Raw genomic sequence first — 26,286 nt, 5'->3', positions numbered from 1 at the left:
GTCTACGGAGTCGGCTGAGGGAGTCGGACGCCGTTTTCCGTCACCACCGCCGTGATGAGCGCGGCCGGCGTCACGTCGAAGGCCGGGTTGAAGACCTCGGCGCCGTCGGGAGCGATGCGGACGCCGCCGAACTCCGTGAGCTCCGAAGCCCGGCGCTCTTCGATCTCGATGTCGGCGCCCGTGGCGATCGAGGCGTCCACAGTGGACTCCGGAGCGACGACCACGAACGGCACCCCGTGGTGTGCGGCGGCGATCGCGAGGCTGTAGGTGCCGATCTTGTTGGCGACGTCGCCGTTGGCGGCGATGCGGTCGGCGCCCACGAGGACGCAGTCGACGAGGCCGCGGGACATCGCGAGGGCGGCGGCGCCGTCGGGTTGGACGCGGTGGGGGACGCCGGCCTGGGCGAGTTCCCACGCGGTGAGGCGGGAGCCCTGCAGGAGGGGGCGGGTCTCGTCGACCAGCACCGACTCGACGAGGCCCCGCTCGTGCAGGTGCCAGACGACGCCGAGCGCCGTGCCCCACGCGACGGTGGCGAGGTGGCCCGCGTTGCAGTGGCTCAGCAGCCGCAGCGGGCGGCGGGTGGTCTCGCGCAGCACGACTTCCGCCGCGTGGCCCGACGCGGTGCGGTTGAGGTGTTCGTCCTCGTCGAGCATGGCCAGGGCCTCGGCGAGCACGGCTTCGGGGCCGTCGTGGAGCTTGCCGAGGGCACGGCTGACGCCCCAGCGGAGGTTGACGGCCGTCGGGCGGGCGCTCGCGAGGCGTTCGGCTTCAGCTTGCACGGCGCCTTCCGAGCCGCCTGCGAACGCCGCCAGAGCGACACCCAGCGCCCCGGCGGCGCCCAGCGCGGGAGCACCTCGCACGGCGAGCCGCTGGATCGCGTCGACGAGCTCGTCGACCGTCCGCAGCTCCAGCGTCCGGTACGCGCCGGGCAGCGCGACCTGGTCGATGATCACGACGGCGCCGTCGGCCCAGTCCACGGTCCTGCGCATCTGTCCTCCCGAGCCCCCGAAAATCGCTGGCCGGCCACGCGATGGGTGCACCACCATGCGGCCCCGTGACCATTCAACGGCAGAACCCGCCGACCCTGCACGCGACGCCCGGCTACCACCACGTGACCACCGTCTCGGGCCGCACGACCGTGCACCTCGCCGGCCAGTGCCCGCTCGGGCTGGACGGTGCCGTGGTCGGCGGCGACGTGCTTGCGCAGGTGAACCAGGTCGTCGCCAACACGGCCACCGCGCTCGCGGCCGCGGGCGCCACCGCCGACGACGTGGTCCGCACGGTGATCTACGTGGCCACGGCCGAGCGCGCCGTGCTCTCCGCCGTCTGGGACCGGTTCACCGGCTCGGCGATCGGGCCGGCGTTCAGCACCGCAAGCACGCTGCTGGGCGTGACGTGCCTCGGTTATCCGGGCCAGCTGGTGGAGCTCGACGTCACCGCCGCCGTGTCATAGGCCCGCCATCAGGTCCGTCTCCGTGATCCCCGGACCGTGGCCGGCGCGGATGAACCACTCGATGCCGAACGCGTGGCCGAACGCCTCGTCGGGCATCGCGAGGAACCACGACTCCTCGCTGATCTGGCTCGGGTGCGCCCGCATGGCCGCGCGCTTCGCGGCGAGAAACGGCTTGACGTCGACCGCCGCCGTGATCTCCTCCTCGGGCTTGCCGAACTTCTCCTGCGCGTCGACGTCCGGCACCGCCTCCCGCGGAATCGCCCCCATCTCCACCGCCAGCTCCATCCCGCGGCGCATGTGGTCGCGGTTCGCGGTCGCCTGGTAGACGCGCGGCGTGCCCGCCAGCTCGGCGGCGCGCAGGCCGACGCGGTGGACCTGGATGTGGTCGGGGTGGCCGTAGTTGCCGTAGTCGTCGTAGACCGTGAGGACCTCGGCGTCCTCCTCACGCAGGATCTCGGCCAGCCGCTGGGCCGCCTCCTCGATCGACGCCCGCCAGAACGCGCCCGGCGCGTCGTTGGTCGGCTCGCCCATCATCCCGGAGTCGCGGTAGCCCAGGAACTCCACGCGCTTGACGCCGAGCACCTCGGCCGCCGCGTGGGTCTCGCGCACGCGGCGCTCCCACAGCTGCTCGCCGTCGCCGAGGAACCCGTCGGGCACCTCGCCCACCTCGCCGCGCGTCGCGACCACCAGCACCACGCGGTGCCCGTCGTCGGCCGCTTTGCGCATCACGCCACCGGTCACGATGCACTCGTCGTCGGGGTGGGCGTGGAACGTCACCATTGTTGCCATGTCATCGAACTTACCCGCGGGCACCGACAAAATCCGGTGGCCGGGCAAACATTCCGGCCTCGCCTATCGCTGCAGGCTCCACTCCTTGTCCATGTGCGACAGCTTCTCCGGGTTCCGCACCGCGTAGATGCCGGTGACGAGTCCGTCGTCGATGCGCAGGGCCAGGACGGTGTCGAGGGCGCCGTCGAAGTGGACGGTGAGGGCGGGGTAGCCGTTGACCTGCGCGGGCAGCCGGGTGGACGTGGCGAGGTGGCCCAGGCCGGCGCCCAGGATGCGCGCCACCCGTTCGGCCCCGACCACGGGCTTGAGCACGGCCTGCTTGACGCCGCCGCCGTCGCCGAGGAAGACGACGTCCGGGGAGAGGATGTCGAGCAGGTGCTGCAGGTCGCCGGTTTCGATCGCGTGCTGGAAGGCGTCGAGGGCATCGCGGGTGGCGGTGCGCGAGACGGGCCCGCGCGGCCGGCGGGCGGCCACGTGCTCCCGCGCGCGGTGCGCGATCTGCCGCACGGCGGCGCCGCTCTTGCCGACGGCGTCGGCGATCTCGCCGTAGCCCAGGTCGAACACCTCGCGCAGCACGAACACCGCGCGTTCGGTCGGCGTGAGCGTCTCCAGCACGAGCAACATGGCCATCGACACGCTGTCGGCCAGTTCCACGTCCTCGGCAACGTCCGGCGCGGTCAGCAACGGCTCCGGCAGCCACGGCCCGACGTAGGACTCCTTGCGGCGCCCCAGCGTCCGCAGCCGGCTCAGCGCCTGGCGCGTGGTGATGCGCACCAGGTACGCACGGTGGTTCTGCACCGCGTCGAAGTCGACGTCCACCCACCGCAGCCACGTCTCCTGCAGCACGTCCTCCGCGTCGGCGGCCGAGCCGAGCATCTCGTAGGCGATGGTGAACAGCAGGTTGCGGTGCGTGAGGAACAGCTCCGTGCTGCGGTCGGCCATGCGCTTCCCCCTTCGGTATCGACAGCGTCCCCCACCAGACGCCGCCCGGCTGTGTTTCGTGACATGTCACAACGGCGGCGTCGCCGGCATCTGGTGGGCATCAGTTCACGAAACGACGAGTGAGGACGACTCCATGACCCGCATGAACCTGTTCGAGAACGAGTTCGCCACGAAGTTCGCCAAGCGCTTCGCCTCCGCGAGCCTCCTGTTCGAATCCTCGGCCCTGCCCAAGGCCACCCAGGAGCTGGTCAACCTCCGCGCCAGCCAGCTCAACGGCTGCGGCTTCTGCGTCGACATGCACGTCAAGGACGCCGCGGCCGCCGGCGAAACCGCGGTGCGCCTCGCGTTGGTGGCGGCGTGGCGCGAGTCCACCGTGTTCACCGAAGCCGAGCGCGCGGCCCTCGCGTTGACCGAGGAGGCCACCCGCATGGCCGACTCGGCGGGCGTCTCGGACGAAACGTGGTCCCACGTCCGCAAGAACTTCGACGACGACCAGATCGCGGCGCTGGTGTGCCTGGTGTCGATGATCAACGCGGCCAACCGGATGAACGTGATCGTGCGCAACCCGGGTGGGTCGTACGAGGCGGGGATGTTCGACGAGCTGGTGAAGTGAAACTGTCCGGCCCGGGGTTTCGGCCCCGGGCCGGGTGGTGGGCGCAATGCTCGACGATGTCTTTCCGGGCGCCTCGCGGGAATCGTGGGCCGGTCAGGGCAGCACGCTGTCCGAAGTGGACATAACGGCGGCCTGAGCCGGGACTTCCTCTTCTCCGTCGAGACGGGTCGCCCGGTTCGGTTCCTCGACCCGGCCGGCCGCCATAACGCGTTCGTCGGCGCGATCTCTTCAAGGATCTTCCTCCTCGGCAGACCCCGGCCGGGCCATCGCGTACAACCGGTAGCGGCACATCAAGACACCTTGGCCGACGCGGTGGTTTCCCACGCGAAACCGTCCGGGTCCGTGAAAGCTTCCTCTCCGCCGACCACCGCGATCCGGTGCGAACCCGTCCCCGCGGGGGCCACGCCGGCGTCCTTCGCCAGCGCGCGGCGGCGGTACAGGGCCAGCTTCACCGGGCCCGTCTCGAACTCCACGTACATGCGCCCGAAGCTCTTGCCCACGCTCAACCCGCGTGAGGCGTAGAACTTCTTGCTCGCGACCACGTCGTCGACGCCGAGCAGGAGCACGATGGCGTCGAACTCCCGCGTGGCCGGGCCGGTGTCCTTCTTGGCGGACGTGGCGACCTTCCAGATCGTGCCGTCGGGGGCCTGGACGACGCCGCCGTAGCCCCACATGGATTTCGCGGGGGCCTTGAGCGTCGTGGCGCCGGCCTTCAGAGCAGCGGAGATGAGGGCGTCGACGTTGGCGGGCTGGGAAACCGTCAGCGAGAGCGTGAAGCCGCGGAAGCCGTCGGACGGTTTCTGCGACGCCCGCAGACGCAGGCGGGAGCCGAGCCCGAAGGCGTCGGCGTAGAAGCGTTCGGCGGCGGTGGGATCGGTCACTTCGAGGGTGATCGTGTCGATTGAGGTCATGGCTGGAACGGTAGGCGCGCACCCGTGACCAGTGCTTCTCCATTCCTGCTCGGTATTCGCGGGTGGCAGCCTCCTGCCACGCTTCTTTGACTGACCGCCGCTGTCCGGTAGATTTTCGGTCATGGGTGGCGGAGGGGGACCTCGCTCAGCTCGAGCGTGGCCGCGCGGCACATGACCAGGCAAATCACCGAAACGAGCAAGGTCGATCCACCGCCGCCGCGCGAGTCGCTGCGGGCGTTGCTGCGGCGTCGACGCCGGGGTGTCGGCCGGTTCAGGGGCATCCAGTACTGGCTGCGCGTGCGGGGCTACTACTTCCTCGCCGCGTTCGCGGGACTGTTCGTGGTCAACGCCGTGGTCATCGGGGGCCGGGTCGCCTACGACGTGACCGTGCAGATCGACTCGCCGTGGGACACCTCGAGCCCCGCGCTCGCCCTGCCGTTGTCACTCTCCGGCTGGCTCGTGGTGACCGGTTTCGCGGGCGCCGTGGCGGGTTACGTGGTGACCGAGGTGACGGACAACCGCAATATCGGGCGGATGCGCGGCCGGGGGAACGCGCGCCGCATCGCCCTCATCCCGCTGCTCGACCGCCTGCAGTACCGCCGGCACGGGTTCGAGGTGCCGCACTACTTCGGCATCCGGTTCGCCCTGCGCCACGACGGAGACTGGGCTCGCGCGCAGGACCACTGGGAGATCATCGTCGAGAAGTTCCTCAACGCTGCGGAGTCCGATCGCACCCACGGGCCGCGTCAGGCGATGTGGCAGGCCGTGCTGGAGGCCTCCTACGTCCTGGACGGAATGTCCGGAAAGTGCCCGGTGTGCGAAGAAACAGCGGCGAAGGGCGAGGGGAAAATCAATGCCCGCCAATGACCCGCAGCCGCCGCAGACCGTCGACGAGATCGCCAGGAGTCTGTACCAGGCGGCCTACCCGGAGCGGACCGACGATCCCGACTGGGTCGAGGAGCAGGTGTCGGTGGCCGTCGAGCGGATCGGCCGCGCGGAGCAGGCCGACCCCTCGACCTCGCCGGGCGCCCGCCCGCTGACCGACGCGGTGATCAACCGCGCCGCACCGAAGCCGCGCCGGGGGCCGCGCATCGCGGCCGCGGTGGTGCTGGCCGTCGTGGTGCTCGTGGCTCTCGTGCTCGGGATCGCGGAGCGGCAATGGGTTGCCGAGACCGCGATCAGCGGCGACGGCATCCTCGGCCTGTCGATCGCGGCGGTGGTGGCCGCGCTGGCCACGAGCGTCAGCTACGTGCGGGTGCGCCGGCGCCAGATCCTGTCGTGCCGGGTGCGGATCGACGCGCCGTTCGGCGTCGACATCGGCGAAACCGTGCGCCTGGAAGGCGAACACACGACCGTGACCGACCCGGGTGTCGTCGTGGTGCGGGTGAAGAACACCGGCGGCTCGACGATCACGGCGGCGGACTACGTGTCCCCGCTCGCCCTGCACTTCCCGGGCCGGCAGGTGATCTCCGTCGACGCTACCGAGTTCGAGCCCGGCGAGCTGCAACGGGTGATCAACAAGCTGCCCGGTTTCACGATCGAGGAAGACCGGGTGCAGCTGCCGAAGGTCCCGCTCGAACGGGAAGCCTCGTACAAGCTCGTGATCGTGCTCTCCGGGACGAGGCCGGGGGAGAAGCACCAGATCGCCGTCGAAGGGCTCCTGCGCGACGGCCGGATCACCACCCGCGAAGGCAAGGAAAAGGTCGGCCCGGGCACGCTCGCGTGGGGCGGTCTCACGGCGATCTGCGCCGGTGCGCTCGCGGTGGTGTTGCTGCTCAACAACGTCGCGCCGTTCACCAAGCTGCCGCGAGGCGTGGCGTGCGAGGCTGGTTCGCTGAGCGTGGAGGGGTCCAGCGCCTTCGGCCGGGCGGCGACGGAGCTGGCCGGCTCGTACGAGGCGTACTGCCCGGGGGCGGCGGTGAAGGTCGGCACGCCCGGCAGCGTGGAAGGCCTGCAGCGCCTGCACGACGGCACCATCGACCTCGCCCTGTCCGACGGCAAGTTCGACGAGCCCGACTTCGCGCAGTTCGTGCCGCAGAAGCTCGCGATCGTCCCGTTTACGTTGGTGGCGAGCAAAAACGTGCCCGTCAACAGCTTGTCCGTGGCAGACGTGCGGAAGATCTTCACCGGCGGCGCCCGCGTCTGGAGCGACATCACCGGCAACCCGCGCGACACCGGCGAAATCCGCGTCGCGGGCCGCTCCACCTCGTCCGGCACGCGCCGCACGCTGGAGAAGTACCTCCTCGGCACGCCTTCCGCCCCGGTCGGCCAGGCCCAAGCCACGTCCGACTCCTGCCGCGACCTGCGCCCCGGCGTCGCCGCCTCGTCCCCGATCATCTGCGAACAAGGCTCGACCGGCGACCTCATCGACCGCATCGCCACCCTCGGCGACGCCATCGGCTACGCGGACGTCTCCGACGTGGCCCAGTCGAGCGCCGTGAAGAAGATCAGCCTGGACGGCCGCAACGCCACCCTCGACGACATCCGCGGCGGCTATCCGTTTTGGACTGTCGAGTATGTCTTCAGCCGGGGGCCTTTGGAGTCGGGGTCGTTGGCGGCGGCGTTTCGGGACTATCTGCTGACGCCCGAGGCGAGGAATGCGATGGCAGGGTTCGAGTACTACGCGTGCGCGGCGGGGGAACAGGATCTCTGCAGCCGGCGGTGACGCGGGTCAGTACTCGTTCTTGATCACGAAGTAAGACCCTCGGATCGTTCCCGCCAGCTTCGACTTCTGGCGAGCGAACTTGAACGCGCCGAGCTCCGCGGGAACCTCCATCCCGTCGGACAGCTTGAACCCGACGGCCCGTTTCCCGGCTTCGTCGAGGGTGTACATGACGTTGATCGACAGCCCGTCCTCGTAGAAGACGTAGGCCATCCGGACGTTCTCGACCTGGAACGCCGTCGCCTCGAGAGGGCGGGAGGCGATGACGATGCCGCGTTCTTCCGAGAGGATCCGGTGGACCCAGTCGACGGTCGCCGCGGCGTCGGCGGCGGGCTCGACCGTGAAGACGTGGTCGTATTTGTTCTTGAAGTACCGGGCCTCGTTCGCGCGCAGGCCGGCGAGCGCGGCGGCGACCGGTGAGGACTCCAGGCCGTCGGTCGATACGGTGACGAAGTCGACGGTGTGGGGCATGGCGAGTTCCTCCGCGTCCGGGTCCGGCGTCGTCCACCGAGCGTAGGCGCAGAGGAGCGAGGGTGCGCTCTTGCGGCCCGCCCCGAAAGAGGGGCGGGCCGCAAGAAACGATCAGCGAAGCCCGAAAGCCCGCACGATCGTCTGCGTGACGGAGTTGCCCGCGGAATCGGAAGCGGTCACCCGCAGCGAGGCGAACCGCGCCTTTTTCGGTGCGTCCAGCCGGTAGTCGCCTCGGTGGTCGTCGGAGAGGCGGGTCCAGGTGGTGCCGTCGTCGTAGGAGATCTCGACGCGGGGCGCGCGAACGGTGCCGCCGCCCGCGATCGAGACCGGGGTCAGGCCCACGGACACCGGGGCGCGTTGTTCGACGGTGACGCCGAACTTCGAGTCACGCGGTACGGATCCGGAGGCGTTCGGGTCGAGGTCGTAGCGGATCTGCAGCAGGGGCAACAGATCCTGTTCACCGAAGACCTTCGGGGCGGCCGAGGTGAACGTCCACGCCGTCGTGGTCGAGGACGAGTACGGGTTCGTGTCGCGCTCGTTCGCCACGACCAGGCGGTACTGCCGCGGCCCGGAGCTGGGGGCGGTGGGGTACATGATGAGCCCGTTGTCGGACTTGCCCAGCTGGGTGTCGCCCTGGAAGAGGGTCACGGTCTGGCGCGCGTCGGAGCTGGCGCCGACGTGGTCGGCGTTGCCGTAGCCCGGCACGTCGATCCGCATCTGGTCACCGGTGCGCGTCGGGCCGAGGTAGTTGTTGTTGAGGTACGGCCGCTGGATCGGCGTGAACCAGTCGTCGCTCGACACGGTGCCGGGCCGGTACGTCCGCGCGACGCCCCATTCGCCCAGCACGCCGTCGGTGACTTCGTGGCCCCACCGGTTCGCGCCGTCGGTGGTGACCCAGTCGGTGCGGTGGCCGCTGGCGGCCATGGCGACGTAGTTCCCGATGCCCCACTCCGAGTACGACGGGAAGTCGTACCGCCACTCCTCACCGCCGCCGTTCGGAACGGACCCGGCGAACGTCTCGTCGACGCGCGCGAGGTTCTTGCCCGACGCGTGGACGACCATGTCCTTGGGCAGGTCGTTCTGCCAGGTGTGCATGAGGTCGTAGAGGTACGCCGGCGCCGGGTGCGACTCCGTGTGCAGCGTCGCGTTGCGCTGCCGGGCCTGGGCGATCAGCTTGGCGCCCTCGTCGGGGCTGAGGAGCCCGACGTCGATCGGGCTCGGGTGCAGCGAGTCCGTGCCGAAGAACAGGCTCTGCCGTCCGGGCTGATCGTTGGCGACCAGCAGCAGCTTGGCGCCGGCGTCGGCCGCCGCCTTGGCCAGCGCGGCCGGGGTCGCCGACGCGGTGCGCCGGATGACCACCGCTTTGCCCCTCGCGCCGAGGCCGGCGTAGTCCGAAGGCGCGCCATTGCCGGCGAAGACGAGCGGCAGGTTCCGGGTTCCGTCGGACAGCGGGGTGACGCCCGCCTGCCGCAGGACGTCGGTGTAGTCGGTACCCCGGTCGGAGACTGTCAACGCCGGTTGTTCCTTGCGCCACCGCGCGCCGACGGTGAAGTCGCCGTGCGTCACCTTGCCCTGCGGCTGGATCCACAGGCTGTCGACGCCGGTGTTCGCCAGACCGAAGTCGTGCCAGCGGCCGTCCTGGTTGAGCATCCGCGAGTACTCGAGCCGCAGGTAGCTGGGGACGCCGGGCTGCGGAGTGGTCTCGTCGACCAGCCGGACGTGTCCGGCGTCGAGGGTGATCGTGCGGTCCCCGTCGAACGTGAAGTCAGGATCGCCGAGCAGCGCCACGCCCTGGGAATTCGGGCCGTGGACACCGGGCACGGTCAGGTAACCGAGCGCCGAGTACTGGTCGTCCGGCGTGTAGAAGCTCACGCTGCCGTCGACCGGCACCGGGATCGGGTTCGGATCGCCCGCCCGGAGCACCATGACGAAGGCGGACGCGGGCTGGCCGGCGGAGTCCTTGACGTTGATGGTCAGCAGGTGCGTCGGCGCGCCGAGCGAGACGGCGGTGTGCGCGGCGAGCGCACCGTCTCCTCCGGTGGCCAGGATCTGGGCGGTGAAGCCGTCGGACGGGCCGGGCGCGGCGTGCGGGTCGATGGTCACGGTGACCGCGGCGGTGCCGTGCGCGGGCACGGTGACCCGGTCGGCCGAGAGCGTGAACATCCCCTGCGTCACGCCGGGCGCGGCGATCGACAGGGCGAGGTTCACCGGCGTGGCACCGAAGTTGGTGTACGTCACCGGGCGGCTGACGGCGCCGGACCCGTCCTGCCCGGCGTACGCGGTGGCCGAGGCGAAGATCCCGGCGCGGGAGGCGGCAGCCACGTCCACGCGGCCGCTGCCGGCCTGGAACGCGGTGTAGTCGGGGGTCTGCTTCGCGGTGCTGGTCAGCAGGTCCTTCAGCTGGGCGCCGGTGAGCTCGGGGTGCTCCGCGGCGAGCAGCGCGGCGGCGCCGACCACGTGCGGCGTGGACATCGACGTGCCGCTCAGCGTTTGGTAGAAACCCTCGCCTTCGGACGCGTACTGCGACCGCGCGGCCAGGATGTCGACGCCGGGGGCGGTGATCTCCGGCTTGAGTGCGCCGTCGCCGACCCGGGGGCCTTGGCTCGAGAACTCGGCGAGGTGGTCGGTGCCGTCCACCGCGCCCACGGTCAGCGCCGCGTCGGCGGCGCCGGGCGAGCTGACGGTGCCGGGGCCGGAGGTGTTGCCCGCGGCGATCACGAACAGGGCACCGGTCTGCGCGCTGAGCCGGTTCACCGCCTGCGACATCGGATCCGTGCCGTCGGAGGGCTCCTGCGTGCCCAGGCTCATGTTGATGATCTTGGCGTGCTCGTCGACCGCCGCCCACTCCATGCCGGCGAGGATCTCGGAGTCGCTGCCGGAGCCGGAGTTCGCCAGCACCTTGCCGATGTGCAGGCGAGCGCCCGGGGCGACACCCTTCTCGGTGCCGCCGGACGCGGCGCCCGTGCCGGCGATGGTGGAGGCGACGTGGGTGCCGTGGCCGTGAAGGTCCTTGACGTCCTCGCCGGGGATGAAGCTGCGCGTGTCGACGATGCGTCCCGCCAGATCGGGGTGGCCCTCGTCCACGCCCGTGTCGAGGACCGCGACGTCGACGCCCTGCCCGGTGTCGCCGCCGGTCCAGACCTCGGGTGCGCCGATCTGCGCGGTCGATTCGGCCAGGTCGGCGTAGACCTTGCCGTCGAGCCAGATCTGCTTGATGCCGTTGGCGAACGCCGGTGCCGCCGCGAAGGAGGACGGCGCCCCAGCCGTCACCGCGGCCCAGAAGTCCCGCGCCTGCGCGCGGTTCTCGGTGACGGCGGCGCCGTCGACGCTCGCCAGCGGCCGGACCAGGGTCGAGCCGCGGGGCGCGGTGTTCGCCTGGAATCCGGGGGAAGGGTTGGTGTAGGAGACGATCAGGGGCAGGTCGGCGCGGTGCGCGTCGTCGTAGCCGGCGGCGATCAGGTCCGTGACGTCGAAGAGGCGGCGGTCCAGGATCCCCTTGGCGAGGTAGGACATCGCCGAGGACGGGTAGACGTACACGTCGCCTGCCGACTCGAGGATCCGCGCGTCGGAGGGGCCGCCGTCCGGCCCCTTGACCGAGATCGTCCCCCCGCTGTCACCGGCGTCGCCGGTCGTGTTCACCGTGACGACATCACCGGTGACCAGGGTGACGGTGTGGGTTGTCGGGGCCGCGGGCCCCGACGCTCTGCCGGGAGCGGCCGAGGCCGGACCGGCGACCAGAATCGAGCTGAGCGACGACGCGAGGCACGCGGCCGCCGCGACGGCCCGACGCTTGCGTGAAGTTCTCAACGAGGGGATTCCTTCCTGCGCAGGGGCAGACCGGCGGGCGCAACTGCCACACCGGAACGGCCGAACAGTGCCAGCCGCCGGAACCCGTCACAAGATCCCCGAGTGGCTGCTCACTGCCACCTGGCACAATCCCGACAACTCGGGTAGGACATTCGCATGGAGCTCGCTGTCCTGGGGTTGTCCGCCGACGAGGAGCGGGTCTATGAAGCGCTCGTCGCCCTGCCCGGGTCGACGGTTGCTGCGCTTGCCGACCACCTGTCGGGCCCGGCGGGCCCGTTGCAGCGGACGCTCGACGCTCTCGTCGACAAGCACTTGGTGGCCGCCAGCGGCAGCCCGGCGCGGTACCTGGCCGCTCCGCCGGACATCGCGATCAACCAGCTCGTGCAGCAGCGGGAACGCGAACTCAGCGCGGCGCGCGCGAAAGTGCATTCGCTCTCGGAGATCCACCGCAGCGCGCACCGCACGAGCCCCGAGCTCGTGATCGAGCAGCTCACCGACCGCGAAACGATCGCCGCGGCCGTCGCACACCTGGAATCCGAGGCGCTGCACCAGGTCCGCGTGTTCGACACACCGCCGTACTACGAGTCGCCCGGGGGCGAAGGCGCCGCCCGCAACACCCAGGCGCAGATCGCGCGCCACCAGAACGACGGCGTCGCGCACCGCGTGATCTACAGCCTCGACGCGGTGGCCTGGCCCCAGAAGCTGGAAACCGACATCCTGCCCGCCGTCCGCGGCGGCGAAGAAGCCCGGACCCGCCGGACGCTGCCCATCAAACTCATCATCCGCGACGACCAGGACGCCCTCATCCCGTTCGACCTCAGCCACAGCGGCCTGCAGGTCGCCTACCTCGTCCGCCGATCCCCGCTCCTCACCGCCCTCGAGGCGCTCTTCGAGGGCGAATGGGCCCAGGCCGCCCCGCTCGACGCGTCCGCGGTGACGCCGGGTCCTTTTGGTGGCGGTCCCCGGCCGGACGACGAAACCCGCGCCCTGCTCACGATGATGATGGCGGGCCTCACCGACACGGCCATCGCGCGCGTGAACGGCTGGAGCACCCGGACGACGTACCGCCGGCTTCAGCGCCTGATGACCGAGCTGGGCGCGTCGACGCGGTTTCAGGCGGGCAGTCTGGCGGAGCGCCGCGGCTGGCTGTGAGCGGGCGGCTTGATCACCGAGCCAGGTCGAGCAGTTCCTCGATCACGGGCTCCGGTCCGCCGTAGGTGAGGCGCGCGATGGCTGCCATCGGTGCGATCACCTGACTCCAGGCGTACAGCCGGTTCCCGTCGAGCCCGCACGCGGCCGCCACCCGCCGGCACCGGGCCGCGACACCCTCGTGCCCGGCACCGGCTACCACGTAGTCGACGGCATCGAAGCACGGATCGCCCAGACACGCCTTCGGGTCGATCGCGACCAGCCCCCGCGACGGGCCGCCGTCGAGGACGTTGCCGAGATGCAGGTCGCCGTGCACCAGCACGAGCTTGGTCTGCGTGGCCAGCAATGTCTCGCAGCGCCGCATCGCCCGTCGCCACGTGGCCTGATCGATCCGCGCGCCGACGGCCGGGTCGGAAAGCCTCCGGCCGATCCGGGCGAAGGCCTCGTCACACCGGCCGCGCAAGTGCCATGGCCAGTGCGCGGGTGGGGCCACGGCGTGCAGCGCGCCAAGCAGCTCACCCCACCGCCGCGGCAAAGCCGGCTGAGGCAGGTCTCCGGCTTCGGTGCCGGGGACGATCTCCTCCAGCACCATCACCCCGGCTTCCGCATCGGCGGTCAAGACGACCGGCACCCGCCCCGAAGGCGCGAACACGCGCAGCATCTCCACCTGCTTGGTCAACAACGCCCGATCCGGACTGAGCTTGAGAACCGCTCGGGTCCCGTCGTGCCATCGACAGCGCACGACCACGGACGACGCTCCACTCGCGAAAACCTCACCGAGCACGAGGCCCCACCGGGAAGCCAGCCGCGCAGCCAGTGCCGGGACCTCAGCGAGCCAATCCTCGACCGCAGGACCGAATCGCCCCGCCAACCGCGCACCGACGTCCGCCATGTCCACCCCGGAAGTCTCCACCTCGGCGGCCGGCGTCGCTCCGGTATTCGCCTCACCGTCGCCCCTCGCGTCGGGCGGGGACACCTGACACAGTGGACCGATGCTGAATCAGGTGGCCGACGGCGTCTGGGTGCGGCAGAGCGAGTGGGTCTGGAGCAACGCCATCGTGGTGCGCGCCGACGGCGGGCTGGTCCTGGTCGACCCCGGCATCGGCGGTGCCGATCTGAACGAGCTCGCCGACGACGTGGAGCGGCTCGGCGTTCCGGTGGTCGCCGGGTTCGCGACCCATCCCCACTGGGACCACCTGCTCTGGCACTCCCGGTTCGGCGACGTGCCGCGCTACGCCACCGCCGCCTGCGCCGAGGTCGCGAGCGGAGCCCGGGAGCGGGCGCGGACGATGGCCGCGGAGAGCGCGTCGGGCATCCCGCTCGACCTGGTCGCGCTGCTCACCCCGCTGCCCGCGGACGGCGGACCGGTGCCGGGCGAGCTCGTCGAGCACGAGGCGCACGCCGCCGGCCACGCCGCGGTCCTCCTCGCGGACCGGGGCGTCCTGCTCGCCGGCGACATGCTCTCCGATGTCCTCATCCCGCTGCTGGACCCTCGCCGCCCCGGCCAGGTGGACGCCTACGAAGCAGCACTCGACCGGCTGGCCGAGGCCGCCCGGCACGTCGACGTCCTGGTCCCCGGCCACGGCGCCGTCGCCGAAGGGCCCGAGGTGGCGGCCCGAATTGCCGCCGATCGTGCGTATATCGACGCCCTGCGGCGGGGCGAGGAACCGGTCGACGTGCGTCTCGAACAGGATTGGCTCGCGGGCCCACATCAGGCGAACTTGGCTCGACGCTCAGCACGCTGAACGTGCTTTCAGGCCGGCAAGGTCCGCTGCGAGAACTTCGTTGTCGACTCCCACGCACGGGCAGCGGCTGCCGGGCGGGGAGAATGGATCCTCGCTACCGAGGCGGAGTGCGCTTCGTTCACCTGGCGCGACCTGCGCGGTGGACTCCAAACCGCCGCGGAGGCCGCGGCCGTCGAAGTCCGGGCGCGAATGCCGTTTCCCTCAATGAAATCCAGCGATACCAAGACCTGATCTCAGAACTCGCCGTGTCGCTTTCGCCCGTGAGCGGCGACTCGGACTAGAAGCGGTCGAGGCGGCAGCCCGCCAGCGAGGGCTCGACGGTGCCGTCGACCAGCTCCCGCGCGACCAGGTGGCCTACGGCCGCGGCGAGCGTGACCGCGGAGTGCATCACCGCCAGGTAGAGGCCGGGCACCTCGGGGACCGGGCCGATGATCGGCTCGCCGTCGGCCGGCATGGGGCGTACGCCGACCCGGGTGCTGAGTAGCTCGACGTTCGCCGCGCCGCGGAAGGTGGCCCGGACGGCGGCGAGAGTCCGTTCTGGCGAGTCTGCAGCGGCGTGGAGCCGGTCGGTGGCGACCTGCCGGAGATCGAAGTCCCGGTTGTGGACCACGGTGCGGACCCTACCGGCGGGGGCGCGGAGCCGGAAGAGCGTCGCCGGCGACGGGTCGACCGGGACGCGAACGCCGAGCGGCGCGGCCAACGCGGCCGTGGCCACTCCGGCCGCGAGCACCACAGTCGCACCGGCGAGGGGTCCCGCGGCCGTCTCGACCCCGGCGACCCGACCCGCGGCGTCCCGTCGGACCGCGATGACCGGGGTGTCCGGATGCACCCGGGCGCCGTGGGCGCGGGCGCCCGCGACCAGCCGCTCGCTCACGCCTACCGGGTCGGCGGCGCCGTCACCGGGTGCCCAGACGGCCCACTCCGGAGGCTGCGTAAGGGTGGGCTCAAGCTTTGCCACGGTGGCCGCGTCCACGATCTCCTGCCCGGGCCCAGCCTCCGGCACGGTGTCCGCCGCGCCCCAGGACAGTGAGCCGGACCAGGTCACGGGGAGTCCCGGCAGCTCGGCCTCGAGCCGGCGGTACTCCTCCGCCGCGGTCACCCGCAGCCCGGCGGCCGGACCGGTGCGCACACCGGCCGCTCCGATCCAGGCGAACGAGCCCGCCGTCACACCGGCACCTGGCCGCCCGGCGTCGACCAGGGTCACGACGGCGCCGGCCCGAGCGGCGTGATAGGCCACCGAGGCGCCGATAATGCCGGCGCCGACGACTACCAGGTTCCTGCTCACCAGCGGGCTCACCACGTCGATGATCTTACGGTCAGCGGGCTCGGCCTCCGAACGGTTTAACCCGCAGCAGCCAGGAGATGGTGCGCTCAGTGCGGAAACGCACTTGTCGATCTGGGTAGGCGTGCTTCAAGGTGTCCGCCATCGGGAACGGAGGTCGTGACGCCGCCTCTACACCGGCAGAGTCCGGCGCAGGAACTCCTTCGTCAACTCCCATGCCCGCGCCGCCGCCTCAGGTCGGTAGAACATCGGCGCCACGCGGTTGTGGAACGCGTGCCCGGCGTCCTCCTGCACGAAAATCTCCGCCCCCGGATGCAAGGCCACCGCCGCCTCCACCACAGAAACGTCCGACCGCGGAATGAACGGGTCCTGGCCACCGAAATGGAACTGGATCGGGCAACTCACCTCGTCCAGCGAAGCGATCTCCCCAGCCACCGTCGACCCGTAGAACGACACCGCCGTGTCCGGCGTGCCCGCGGCAGCAGCAGCGAACGCGAGAGACCCGCCCAAGCAGAAGCCCAGCACACCGGCACCAGAGCTCACGCCGCGCAGGTGCGCGAGGGTCGCCAGGACGTCCGACAGAGCGAGCGCGTGGTCGAGCTGACCGGCGATCTCCATCGACCGGGCGACCCCGGCCTCGTCATGGGCCGACGACCAGCCCGGCGCGAAGCGGTGGAACAGTTCGGGCACGGCGACGACGTAACCCAGCTCGGCGAGGTCCGCGGCAACGCCGGAGAGATAAGCGTCCAGGCCGAAGATTTCCTGGATCAGCACCAGGCCGGGGCCGTGGCCGCCGGCGGGGAGCCACACGGGCAGGTCGACGGGACCGTCGGCGAGCTGCAGGCGATCGACACGAGTGGGCAAGTTTCCTCCCAAAATAGATCCACTGTGGACAATCACGACGGGCTGGCCCACCGGCCTCCGGCGATCTATGTTGAGTTTTCCAGAACTCAGGAGGCGTGATGGCGGAGCGCACCAAGTACATCCTGGACGAAGCCGATCTCCCGACACAGTGGTACAACGTGGTGCCCGACCTGCCGGAGCCGCCGCCCCCGCCGCTGCACCCGGGCACGCGCGAGCCCGTGGGGCCCGAGGACCTGGCGCCGCTGTTCCCGCAGGCGCTGATCGCGCAGGAGGTGAGCACCGAGCGCTACGTGGACATCCCCGAGGAGGTCCGCGACGTCTACCGCCTGTGGCGCCCCTCGCCGCTCTACCGCGCGCACCGGCTGGAGAAGGCGCTGGGCACGCCGGCGCGCATCTACTACAAGTACGAGGGCGTGAGCCCCGTCGGCTCGCACAAGCCGAACACCGCGGTGCCGCAGGCGTTCTACAACGCCGCGGAGGGCGTCACGCGCCTGACGACCGAGACGGGCGCCGGCCAGTGGGGCAGCGCGCTGGCGTTCGCGTGCGCGCAGTACGGGCTCGAGTGCGAGGTGTGGCAGGTCCGCGCCTCCTACGACCAGAAGCCCTACCGCAAGCTCATGATGGAGACGTACGGCGCGACCGTGCACCCGAGCCCGTCGGCGCTCACCCAGTCCGGGCGGAAAATCCTCGCCGACGACCCAGACTCCACCGGCAGCCTCGGCATCGCGATCAGCGAAGCCGTGGAGCAGGCCGCGGCCGACCCGAACGCGCGGTACGCGCTCGGCAGCGTGCTCAACCACGTGCTGATGCACCAGACGGTGATCGGCGAGGAGGCGCTCAAGCAGTTCGAGCTCGCGGGCGACACCCCGGACATCCTCGTCGGCTGCACCGGCGGCGGCTCCAACTTCGGCGGGCTCGCGTTCCCGTTCCTGCGTGAGAAGCTGGCGGGCCGGATGAATCCGGTCATCCGCGCCGTCGAGCCGTTGGCGTGCCCGACGCTCACGCGCGGCACGTACGCGTACGACTTCGGCGACACGGCGGGCCTCACCCCGCTGCTGAAGATGCACACGCTCGGCCACGGCTTCATCCCCGACCCGATCCACGCGGGCGGCCTGCGCTACCACGGGATGTCGCCGCTCATCTCGCACATCTACGAGCTGGGCCTCATGGAGGCGCTGGCCGTCGGACAGCAGGAGTGCTTCGCCGCGGGCGTGCGCTTCGCCCGCGCGGAGGGCATCGTCCCGGCGCCGGAGCCGACGCACGCGCTGGCCGCGTGTATCCAGGAAGCGTTGCGCTGCAAGGAAACCGGGGAGGAGAAGGTGATCCTCACGGCGCTGTGCGGCCATGCGCACCTCGACCTGCCTGCCTACGGCGCGTACCTCTCGGGCGAGATGGTGGACAACGAGCTGTCCGACGACGTGCTCGCCACTTCGCTGGCCGAGTTGCCGTGACGCCACGGGCCGCGGGTCACCCGGACCCGCGGCCCGCGGTTCACCGCTCCTTCGACACCGTCGCCAGCAGCTCGGGGCCACGCGTCGCGAGACGCTGGCGCGCGAGCCCGCCCCACCACCACGCCAGCACGGCGCCGACCACGATCCCGACCGGCACACCGAGCCATTGCAGCACCGGCGAGCCGAGCACCGCGCCCGCGATGCACAGCGCCAGCACCGGCAGCGCCCCGGCGGCGACCAGCAGCATCGTCGCGAACATCTGCAGCAGCCGCGCGCAGCCCGGGCGACCGCCGGACGACCAGGGGCTCGAGCTCTTGCGCTGGTCGGGCAGCGGGTACGCGAGGTACACCGACTGCAGCATCAGCACGCCCGCGCCGGCGCCCAGCAGCGATGGCACCAGGCCGAACACCCACGGGTACGCGCCGCTCTCGCCGACCGCGCCCGGCAGGACCGCGGCCAGCACCAGCGCCACGGGCGCCACGATCAACGCCCACGCGAGCTGCCGGCCGCGCACGTCAGCGCGTTCGGCGCCGGGCACGGTGAGCGTGTGCCACAGCGCGCTGCCGTCGAAGCCGTAGAGGTTGCCCGACTGCATGCACGCGAAGAACACCACCGCGACCCCGAGGTAGGGCACGATCGCCGGCCGGCCGCCGCCGGACAGCGCCGGGAGGACCGTGACCACGACGCCGACGATCAGCGTCGACAGCAGGGCGACGCGCCGGCGGGCGTCGCGCCACCACGTGAACAGCTCCTTGCGCGCCACGGCACCCACGGGCGTCGCGGGCAGCAGGCTGCGGCGCACGCGCGCCCCCTCGGCCCGCACCTTCGTGCGCGACGCGCCGCGGAACGACGGGCTCGTCACCTGCCGCGCGAGCAGCGCGCCCCACGCCGCGATCAGCACGGCGATCAGCGCGAGCATCGCGACCAGCAACCCGAGCGCGGTGCCCCACTCGCCGGTGCCCGCCGCGTGCACCGCGACCGTGCCCCAGCCGGACGGCAGCACGTGCATCACGTTCACGAAGCCCGGCACGCGGCCGTTGATGATCGCGGGGCCGAGGCTGTTGATCGCCAGGTTCACGCCGACGCCGGACAGACCGGTGAGGGCGACCAGGATGATGCCGAGCTCCTTGCCCTTGCGTGACGTCAGCAGCGCGCCGAGCGCCGCCATCACCACGCGGTAGAGCAGCACCACGAACGCCAGCTGCAGCACCGTGAACACGAGCCCGACCAGCGCCGCGCCCGCGCCGAGGCGCAGGCCGTAGAAGAACAGGCCGAGGAACGCGACCAGGCTGACCAGCGTCGTCACGCCGACGAAGTTCGCGGCCAGCAGCCCGACGGCGAGCTTGCGCCGGCCGATCGGCAGCAGCGCGAAGTGCTCCGGGCGCAACGTGTCGTCCCCGCCGCCAGTGGCGATGGGCGCGAGCACCCAGCCGGCCGCCCATCCCGCGTAGACCGTGGCCAGCAGGTCGACGGTGACCCCGTCGCCGCCACGGATCGGCACTAGGCCCAGCACGATCGTCAGCACCGCCGCGACGAGCCCGATCACCCCGCCGACGACCATGCCCGCGACTCGGCCGCCGCGCAGGGAATTGCGCAGGACGCGCAGCTTCAGTCGGACGAGGACGCCAACCACGACAGCCCTTCCGCTCCGCCGGTGCGCCCGCCCACGATGTGCACGAACGCGTCTTCCAGACTCCCGCCACCCCGCACGTCGTCCACGGCGCCCGCCGCGACCACCCGGCCGCGCGTGATCACCGCGACGTGGCTGCACAGCTGCTCGACCAGCGCCATCACGTGGCTCGAGAGCACCACCGCGCCACCCGAGGCGACGAACCGCTGCAGGATCGTCCGGATCGTCGACGCCGACACCGGGTCCACCGCTTCGAACGGCTCGTCCAGCACGAGCAGCCGAGGCCCGTGCAGCAGCGCCATCGCGAGCCCGATCTTCTTGCGCATCCCCGCGGAGTAGTCGATCACGAGCGTGCGCTCGGCCTCCAGCAGCTCCAGCACGCCGAGCAACTCCTGCGCCCGCTCCGCGACCGTGTTCGGCGGAAGACCCCGGAGAAGTCCCATGTAGGTCAACAGCTCGCGGCCCGTGAGGCGCTCCGGAATGGACAGTCCGTCCGGAAGCACACCGATCAGACTTTTCGCCCGCTCCGGCTCCCTCCACACGTCGACGCCGAACACGTTCGCCTGCCCCTGGTCCGGCCGCAACAACCCGACCGCCATCGACAGCGACGTGGTCTTGCCCGCGCCGTTCGGCCCGACGAGCCCGAAGAACGATCCCCTCGGGACCTCCAAGGTGACACTGTCGACTGCGAGCGTGGTGCCGAACCGTTTGGTGAGCCCGTACAGGCCCATTGCGGCGTCCGCGCCGTTTTCGGCCACGAGTGCCCCCTTCCGTGGTCTGGATGGGGAGATTACGCGGGTTGGGGGAGGTGTGCGCGATGTTTGCGGGAGGATTACGGGGACGAATCCGAGTAGGAGGCGATGCGGGTGTCGGCGGTGCGGAGGTGGGCAGAGCAGTTGGCTGCGTGGGCGGTGCCCGGTGAGATCGCCGACGCCGTCGCGGACCCGCCGTGGGTGCTGCCCCGGCGAGTGTTCGAGCGCCGCGCTGACGCGCAGATCGCGGCGCCGATCGGCTGGACTTTCGCCGAAGCGGCGGCGGTGCTGGCCGAGCCGGGCACCGTGCTCGACGTCGGTGCCGCGGCCGGCGCGACGAGCCTGTCGCTGGTGGGCCGGGCCGGCGTCACGGCGGTGTGCGGCGTCGACGGGGACGAGCAGCTGCTCGCGTCGTTCGCCGCCCGGGCCGCGCGTCTCGGCGTGCCCGCGGAGACGGTGCTCGGGCACTGGCCCGGCGTCGCCGAGCAGGTGGCCGACGCCGACTTGGTGCTGTGCGGGAACGTGATCTACAACGTGCCCGACCTCGAGCCGTTCGTTCGCGCCCTCACGAAGCGGGCCCGCCGGCGCGTGGTGGTCGAGACCGCGCTCAAGCACCCGCTGACTGAGCTGAACGAGCTGTGGGCGCGGTTCCACGGCGTCCGCCGCCCCGCCGGCCCGACCGCCCAGGACTTCTGCGCCGCGCTGGTCGAACTCGGCGTCGAACCGCACACCACGCTGTGGCGCCGCCCGGACGAGGCCGAGCACGAGACGTTCGCCGACCTCGTCGACGTGACGCGGCGCCGGCTGTGCCTGCCCGTCGCGCGCTCAGGTGAGGTGGCCGACGCCCTGCTGGAGCTGGGTGTCGATCCGGCGTTACCGCCCGATCTGGGGTCTTCGGGCCGGGAGCTCGCCACGGTGTGCTGGTCGCCCGCGTGAATCAGAGGCGCGTGGCAAATGTTTTCGCGAACGTGTGCACGTCACCCGGCCACCGAGCCGACACGTAGTTACCGTCCTCGACGACAAACGCCGGGCGGGCGTTGTCCAACGTGTCGCGGGCGCGGCCGCTCGCCTGGACCCGGTCCGTCGTGTCGCGGAAGTCCTCCGGACGCGTGAGGGCGCGGGTGACCTCCTGCTGCACCGACATGTACCCGGCGGGCTGCCCCGGTTCCTCGCGGTAGGTGCGGTAGTAGTCCGGGTCCCAGAACCGGGTCCGCCGCGCGAGCCGCCAGGCGGTGCGTTCCAGTTGCCAGGTCAGCGCCGTCGTCGTGCGGCCGTGCAGGACCGAGCGGCCGGTGTCCGGGTCGACGCTGCGCGCGGCGAGCAGCACGCCATGACAGATCGCGCCGACCGGCAGGTCCCGCCGGAACGCGGAGACGACCACGTCCTGCAACACTGGGCTTTCGAGGTACTCGCGCATGCCACGGGCGCGATGCCCGCCCGGGAGCAGTAGGCCGTCGAAGTCGTCGAGCTTGATGTCGGCCCAGCGGATCGGGGCGCGCCACGCCGGGTCGGCGAGCAGGGCGGTGTGCGCCGAGCGCGCGGCCGCGTCCGCCCGCAGCATCCGGCCGACGGCGGTGAGCTTCCGCAGACCCGGCACGCGGCTCCACAGGTCGAGGCCTTCGCCGGTGACCATGAGTTCGTCGCAGGTCGCCTGCACACCCTCGGGGGTCGCGAAGACCACCGTGTGCCCGCCGAGCACCGCCCGGCTGACGGCCACTTCGGACGGGTCCGAGTCCCGGGCCGGGACGGGGATCAGCACAGTCGCCAAGGCATCCTCCTGAAGCTCAGTCAGAAGGATGCCAGCCTGCGATCTTCACGGCGAAACGCACCGGCCGAGCCGTCGCCGCTTCAGTCGACCTGCGCCGAGCTGACGTACCAGGCGCCCGACTCGACGTCGATGGGCTCGTCGACCCAAGGCTGCACGATGGCGGCGATCTCCGCCGTTATCCGCCACACGTGCATGATCCAGCCCTCGGGCGTCATGTCGACCTGCCCGCGCAACGGCTCGACGACCTCCGCCGGCAGATCCCACTCCCGTTCGAGGAATTCGTCCGCGCCGAACTTCTCCACCATGTTGACCACAAGCACCTACGCCCCGCAGGTGATCTTCGGCTGCGGGTTGTACCGCACCGTCCGGGTGTGGCGCGAGACTTCCTGCCCCGTGGCCGCGTCCTTCAGCACCCGGGTATCCGTGGTCGTGAACCCAGGCGCGCCATTGGAGGCGTGGCAGTTCTCCGCCGGACCCGGCTTCGTCGGCTGAGGCGTCGGATTGATCCGCTCCCCGGGAATCGACTCCACCGAATACCGCTTCGTGCCCCACAGCTTCACCGTCAACGACGAAGGCGACCAAATCGTCTGAATGGCAATCCCCGTGGACGAATCATTCGTGAACTTCAAATCGATCACGCTGGACCCGTTGGGGTTCTGAAAAACCGTCGCCTCGCGCGCCGCCGGATAACGGCTGATGTAGTAACTGTGCTCCTTGTGCCCCGCGTCCTTCATGCCCGCGAAGTACGCGGCGTTGTACAGCGTGGTCGCGAACTGCGAGATGCCGCCGCCGACTTCGCGGGCCGGGGCGCCGTTCTCGATGACGCCGGCCTCGACGTAGCCCTGGGGTTTGCCGCGGGGGCCGGTGAAGCCGTTGAGGCTGAAGGTTTCGCCGGGTTTCACGATGGCGCCGTTGACTTTCTGGGCGACGACGCGGATGTTGACGCCCGAGTCGGGGGCGAAGCCGCCGGTGGTGAACTCGCCGACGACCTCCTTCACGCCCATCGCGTTGGCCTGCTCGGTCGTCACCTTGGCCGGGCTGTTCTTGTACACGGCCTTCAGCGAACGACCGTCGGCGCGCTTCAGCACGTCCGGCAGCGGCTTCAGGCTCGGCTCCCAATCGACGGTCTTGCCGTCCACCGAAGGCTCGACGGCCGGCTTCCCGCCGCTGAACCCGACGGTCGCCTCCTTGCCCTCCTTCTCGGTGGACTTCAGCTGCGGGCCGGCAACCGCGACGAGCTTCTTCTGGTCCACAACCGGCACGAGCCCGCCGCCGTCAGCGGGCGCGAAAGTCAAAGCCGAGGCGATGTCACGCGGCTCCAGAACAGCGGCAGCGCCCTCACCCTCGACAGTCACCGGCGAAGCCACCGCGGGCCGGGCGAACTGCTCCAAAGCCGCCTGCACCCCGGCAGCAGTGGTCCGCACCGGCGCCGGCACCACCGGCAAAGCCAGCTCGGAACCCGTCGCCCACTGACTCAGCACGGCAGCCTTCGCCGCGGCGACGTCGAGCTTCTGCCCCGGCTGCGGTGCCACGGCGACCGGCGTGGTGCCGTCGAACCGCACCGTGCCCTCCACCGCGGCACGATCCACCCGCCCGCGCAGGTCCTCCAGGGCCGGATCCAGCCGGTCACCCTCGGCATGAGAGACGACGCCGATCTCGTGCGTCGAGAAGAACGACGCCAGCCGCGTGAACGGGTTCAGCGGCTGGTCGCCCGCCTGGTCGAGCGTCGCGGACCAGTCGAGGCGCAAGCCGGCCAACGTCGGCGACAGCGTGGTGCGGACCTCGCCCGCGGTCACCGTCAAGGGCTGCGTCAGACGCGGCTCGATGAGACCCCGCAGCTCCCGCTCGGCCACCGGCCGGTCGAGGCCGCCGACGTCGACGCCCGCCACCGTGGTCCCGCGTGGCACGCTGCCCTGGCTGGTGAGCAGGTCGATCAGGTACACGACCAGCAGCGCGGCGAGCACCCCGCCGGAGACCCACAGGGCTTTGCGCAGGCGAGGGCGCGATTCGGGCTCGGCGGGAACCGCCTGCAGCACGACCGTCTGCTCGTCCTCGGACTCCGGCCAGTGCGGTTCGTACGGCACCTGTTCGACCCTCCGTTTGCTGCGTCCCGCGCCACAGCGTACGGCCTGAGCCGGACATGCCGGACTAGTGCCCCTTGCGGAACAAACCGGTCAGCGAGCGTCGGGTTCGGGGTTGGCGCCGGCGCGCGCGAGGAAGTCGAAGTCGCAGCCCTCGTCGGCCTGGGTGATGTGCTCGGCGTACAGGGCACCGTAACCGCGTTCGAAGCGCGGCGCAGGCTCGAGCCAGTCCGCCCGCCGGCGCGCCAGCTCGTCGTCGGGCACCTCCAGCCGCAACACGCGGGCGGGCACGTCGAGCGTGATCAGGTCGCCGTCGCGGACCAGGGCGAGCGGGCCGCCGATGTGCGATTCCGGGGCGACGTGCAGCACGCACGCGCCGTACGACGTGCCGCTCATGCGCGCGTCGGAGATGCGCACCATGTCCCGCACGCCCTGCGCGAGCAGGTGGTCGGGGATCGGCAGCATGCCGTACTCGGGCATGCCCGGGCCGCCGAGCGGGCCGGAGCCGCGCAGCACCAGCACGGAGTCGGCCGTGATGCGGAGCGACGGGTCGTTGATGCGCTTCTTGAGGTCGGCGTAGTCGTCGAACACGACGGCGGGCCCGGTGTGGGTGAGCAGCTCCGGCGTCGCGGCGATGTGCTTGATCACCGCGCCCGAGGGCGCCAGGTTGCCGTGCAGCACGGCGACGCCGCCTTCGGCCGCCAGCGGGTTGTCGCGTGGGCGGATCACGTCGTCGTTGTGCACCTGCGCGGTCGTGAGCGTCTCGGCCAGGGTGTGGCCGGAGACGGTCAGCCGCTCGGTGTGCAGCAGGTCCGTCAGGCGCGACAGTAGCCCGGGCAGGCCGCCCGCGTAGTAGAAGTCCTCCATCAGCCACGCGCCGCCCGGGCGGATGTTGGCGAGCACGGGCACGCGGCGCGCGATCTCGTCGAAATCGGCCAGGCTCAGCGACAGGCCGCTGCGCCCGGCCATCGCGATCAGGTGGATCACGGCGTTGGTCGAGCCGCCGAGCGCGAGCACGGTGGTGATGGCGTCGGCGTACGCGCGCTCGTCGAGGACCTTGGTGATCGTGAGGTCCTCCCACACCATGTCCACGATCCGCGCGCCGCTCGCCGCGGCCATCCGGTGGTGCGCCGAGTCCACGGCCGGGATCGACGCAGCGCCCGGCAGCGTCACGCCGAGGACCTCCGCGGCCGACGTCATGGTCGACGCCGTGCCCATCGTCATGCAGTGGCCGGGGGAGCGGGCCAGGCCGCGTTCGAGCTCGGACAGCTCCTCGTCGCCGATCGTGCCGGCGCGGCGCTCGTCCCAGTACTTCCACATGTCCGTGCCGCTGCCCAGCACCTCGTTGCGCCAATGGCCCCGCAGCATCGGCCCGGCGGGCACGAAGATCGCCGGCAGCCCGGCGCTCGCCGCGCCCATCAGCAACGCGGGCGTGGTCTTGTCGCAGCCGCCCATCAGCACCGCGCCGTCGACGGGGTAGGAGCGCAGGATCTCCTCGGTCTCCATCGCCAGCAGGTTGCGGTACAGCATGGGCGTGGGCTTCTGGTACGTCTCCGACAGCGTCGCCACCGGGAACTCCAGCGGGAACCCACCGGCCTGCCAGACGCCGCGCTTCACCTGCTCGGCGCGCTCTCGCAGGTGCATGTGGCACGGGTTGATGTCGCTCCACGTGTTGAGCACGGCGATCACCGGTTTGCCCAGGTGTTCGCCGGGGTCGTAACCGAGCTGGCGGGCCCGGGCGCGGTGGCTGAAGTTGCGCAGTTCGTCGCCACCGAACCAGCGGTGGCTGCGCAGGTCCTCCGGTGTTTTCATGGCCGGGCCGCCTTTCGTCGCTACGAGCAGTATGGCATCTGATATATGATCACAGCTCGCCGCGCGGGTCGCGGGCACCGTCCGCGCCCGCCTGGTTGAATGTC

The 26,286-nt window shown here is 71.2% G+C and carries 23 protein-coding genes; 8 read left to right on the top strand and 15 right to left on the bottom strand.

The features are described 5' to 3' along the window. Window positions 1-2: 2 nt before the first annotated feature. A complete protein-coding gene (mtnA, locus tag K1T34_RS05070; RefSeq protein ID WP_220243132.1) occupies window positions 3-989 on the bottom strand; it encodes an S-methyl-5-thioribose-1-phosphate isomerase in 987 nt (328 codons plus the stop codon). Between the two features lie 65 nt (window positions 990-1,054). Between mtnA and K1T34_RS05065 the strand changes: the two genes are divergently transcribed. After that, the gene (locus K1T34_RS05065; RefSeq protein ID WP_220243131.1) at window positions 1,055-1,453 is read left to right on the top strand and encodes a RidA family protein; all 399 of its coding nucleotides are present in this window, start codon (window positions 1,055-1,057) and stop codon (window positions 1,451-1,453) included. Here K1T34_RS05065 and K1T34_RS05060 read toward each other — a convergent pair. Then, on the bottom strand, window positions 1,448-2,242 hold the full coding sequence (locus tag K1T34_RS05060) for a PIG-L family deacetylase (protein WP_220243130.1): 795 nt from the start codon (window positions 2,240-2,242) through the stop codon (window positions 1,448-1,450). The genes K1T34_RS05065 and K1T34_RS05060 overlap by 6 nt on opposite strands. A gap of 63 nt (window positions 2,243-2,305) precedes the next feature. Continuing rightward, the gene (locus K1T34_RS05055) at window positions 2,306-3,184 is read right to left on the bottom strand and encodes an RNA polymerase sigma-70 factor (protein ID WP_220243129.1); all 879 of its coding nucleotides are present in this window, start codon (window positions 3,182-3,184) and stop codon (window positions 2,306-2,308) included. 133 nt (window positions 3,185-3,317) lie between these two features. Here K1T34_RS05055 and K1T34_RS05050 point away from each other — a divergent pair, with 133 nt between their 5' ends. Beyond that, window positions 3,318-3,797, top strand: coding sequence for a carboxymuconolactone decarboxylase family protein (locus K1T34_RS05050; RefSeq protein ID WP_220243128.1), 480 nt, complete (start codon window positions 3,318-3,320; stop codon window positions 3,795-3,797). Between the two features lie 290 nt (window positions 3,798-4,087). Here the strand turns inward: K1T34_RS05050 and K1T34_RS05045 are convergent, their stop codons facing one another. After that, the gene (locus tag K1T34_RS05045) at window positions 4,088-4,708 is read right to left on the bottom strand and encodes a glyoxalase (protein ID WP_220243127.1); all 621 of its coding nucleotides are present in this window, start codon (window positions 4,706-4,708) and stop codon (window positions 4,088-4,090) included. 171 nt (window positions 4,709-4,879) lie between these two features. Between K1T34_RS05045 and K1T34_RS05040 the strand changes: the two genes are divergently transcribed. Continuing rightward, a complete protein-coding gene (locus K1T34_RS05040; protein ID WP_220243126.1) occupies window positions 4,880-5,575 on the top strand; it encodes a DUF6313 family protein in 696 nt (231 codons plus the stop codon). Next, window positions 5,562-7,373: a PstS family phosphate ABC transporter substrate-binding protein gene (locus K1T34_RS05035; RefSeq protein WP_220243125.1), complete on the top strand. Its 1,812-nt coding sequence runs from the start codon at window positions 5,562-5,564 to the stop codon at window positions 7,371-7,373. Before K1T34_RS05040 ends, K1T34_RS05035 begins: the two co-directional genes overlap by 14 nt. Before the next feature lie 6 nt (window positions 7,374-7,379). Here the strand turns inward: K1T34_RS05035 and K1T34_RS05030 are convergent, their stop codons facing one another. Both K1T34_RS05030 and K1T34_RS05025 read right to left on the bottom strand, forming a co-directional pair. Continuing rightward, entirely contained in the window at window positions 7,380-7,841 is a 462-nt protein-coding gene (locus K1T34_RS05030) for a phage tail protein (RefSeq protein WP_220243124.1), read from the bottom strand. A 111-nt stretch (window positions 7,842-7,952) separates the two neighbouring features. Beyond that, window positions 7,953-11,648 carry a S8 family serine peptidase gene (locus K1T34_RS05025; RefSeq protein ID WP_220243123.1) on the bottom strand — a complete coding sequence of 1,232 codons (3,696 nt, stop codon included), beginning with the start codon at window positions 11,646-11,648 and terminating at the stop codon, window positions 7,953-7,955. Between the two features lie 156 nt (window positions 11,649-11,804). Here K1T34_RS05025 and K1T34_RS05020 point away from each other — a divergent pair, with 156 nt between their 5' ends. Beyond that, entirely contained in the window at window positions 11,805-12,800 is a 996-nt protein-coding gene (locus K1T34_RS05020; RefSeq protein ID WP_220243122.1) for a helix-turn-helix domain-containing protein, read from the top strand. Window positions 12,801-12,813: 13 nt separating this feature from the next. Here K1T34_RS05020 and K1T34_RS05015 read toward each other — a convergent pair whose 3' ends face one another. Next, window positions 12,814-13,689 (bottom strand): aminoglycoside phosphotransferase family protein, encoded by an 876-nt coding sequence (locus tag K1T34_RS05015; RefSeq protein WP_220247003.1) that lies wholly within the window; start codon window positions 13,687-13,689, stop codon window positions 12,814-12,816. 100 nt (window positions 13,690-13,789) lie between these two features. On the opposite strand from K1T34_RS05015, the gene K1T34_RS05010 reads away from it, so the two are divergent. Further along, a complete protein-coding gene (locus K1T34_RS05010) occupies window positions 13,790-14,542 on the top strand; it encodes an MBL fold metallo-hydrolase (protein ID WP_220243121.1) in 753 nt (250 codons plus the stop codon). A gap of 277 nt (window positions 14,543-14,819) precedes the next feature. Here K1T34_RS05010 and K1T34_RS05005 read toward each other — a convergent pair whose 3' ends face one another. Then, window positions 14,820-15,842 (bottom strand): FAD-binding oxidoreductase, encoded by a 1,023-nt coding sequence (locus K1T34_RS05005; RefSeq protein ID WP_220243120.1) that lies wholly within the window; start codon window positions 15,840-15,842, stop codon window positions 14,820-14,822. A 153-nt stretch (window positions 15,843-15,995) separates the two neighbouring features. Continuing rightward, entirely contained in the window at window positions 15,996-16,688 is a 693-nt protein-coding gene (locus K1T34_RS05000) for a dienelactone hydrolase family protein (RefSeq protein ID WP_220243119.1), read from the bottom strand. Window positions 16,689-16,786: 98 nt separating this feature from the next. Here K1T34_RS05000 and K1T34_RS04995 point away from each other — a divergent pair, with 98 nt between their 5' ends. Then, complete coding sequence (locus tag K1T34_RS04995; RefSeq protein ID WP_220243118.1) at window positions 16,787-18,139, top strand: TrpB-like pyridoxal phosphate-dependent enzyme; 1,353 nt, start codon at window positions 16,787-16,789, stop codon at window positions 18,137-18,139. Between the two features lie 40 nt (window positions 18,140-18,179). Here the strand turns inward: K1T34_RS04995 and K1T34_RS04990 are convergent, their stop codons facing one another. Together K1T34_RS04990 and K1T34_RS04985 are read right to left on the bottom strand one after the other, a co-directional pair. Then, window positions 18,180-19,772: a hypothetical protein gene (locus tag K1T34_RS04990; protein ID WP_220243117.1), complete on the bottom strand. Its 1,593-nt coding sequence runs from the start codon at window positions 19,770-19,772 to the stop codon at window positions 18,180-18,182. Then, the gene (locus tag K1T34_RS04985) at window positions 19,748-20,500 is read right to left on the bottom strand and encodes an ABC transporter ATP-binding protein (protein ID WP_220247002.1); all 753 of its coding nucleotides are present in this window, start codon (window positions 20,498-20,500) and stop codon (window positions 19,748-19,750) included. Before K1T34_RS04985 ends, K1T34_RS04990 begins: the two co-directional genes overlap by 25 nt. A gap of 165 nt (window positions 20,501-20,665) precedes the next feature. Between K1T34_RS04985 and K1T34_RS04980 the strand changes: the two genes are divergently transcribed. Continuing rightward, window positions 20,666-21,457: a class I SAM-dependent methyltransferase gene (locus K1T34_RS04980; protein WP_370643628.1), complete on the top strand. Its 792-nt coding sequence runs from the start codon at window positions 20,666-20,668 to the stop codon at window positions 21,455-21,457. Window position 21,458: 1 nt separating this feature from the next. On the opposite strand, the gene K1T34_RS04975 is transcribed toward K1T34_RS04980, so the two are convergent. The 4 genes from K1T34_RS04975 to araD all read right to left on the bottom strand — a co-directional run bounded on the left by K1T34_RS04975 (window position 21,459) and on the right by araD (window position 26,182). Continuing rightward, complete coding sequence (locus K1T34_RS04975; RefSeq protein WP_255638731.1) at window positions 21,459-22,280, bottom strand: DJ-1/PfpI family protein; 822 nt, start codon at window positions 22,278-22,280, stop codon at window positions 21,459-21,461. Window positions 22,281-22,369: 89 nt separating this feature from the next. Then, a complete protein-coding gene (locus tag K1T34_RS04970; protein ID WP_220243115.1) occupies window positions 22,370-22,594 on the bottom strand; it encodes a hypothetical protein in 225 nt (74 codons plus the stop codon). A 15-nt stretch (window positions 22,595-22,609) separates the two neighbouring features. Further along, entirely contained in the window at window positions 22,610-24,373 is a 1,764-nt protein-coding gene (locus tag K1T34_RS04965) for a VanW family protein (protein WP_220243114.1), read from the bottom strand. A 90-nt stretch (window positions 24,374-24,463) separates the two neighbouring features. Then, the gene (gene araD / locus K1T34_RS04960; RefSeq protein WP_220243113.1) at window positions 24,464-26,182 is read right to left on the bottom strand and encodes an L-arabinonate dehydratase; all 1,719 of its coding nucleotides are present in this window, start codon (window positions 26,180-26,182) and stop codon (window positions 24,464-24,466) included. Between the last annotated feature and the right edge of the window lie 104 nt (window positions 26,183-26,286).

Source organism: Amycolatopsis sp. DSM 110486, assembly GCF_019468465.1.
Lineage (GTDB): Bacteria > Actinomycetota > Actinomycetes > Mycobacteriales > Pseudonocardiaceae > Amycolatopsis.
Note: the sequence above shows the minus strand (reverse complement) of the source record. Positions and strands in the feature narration are given on the sequence as shown.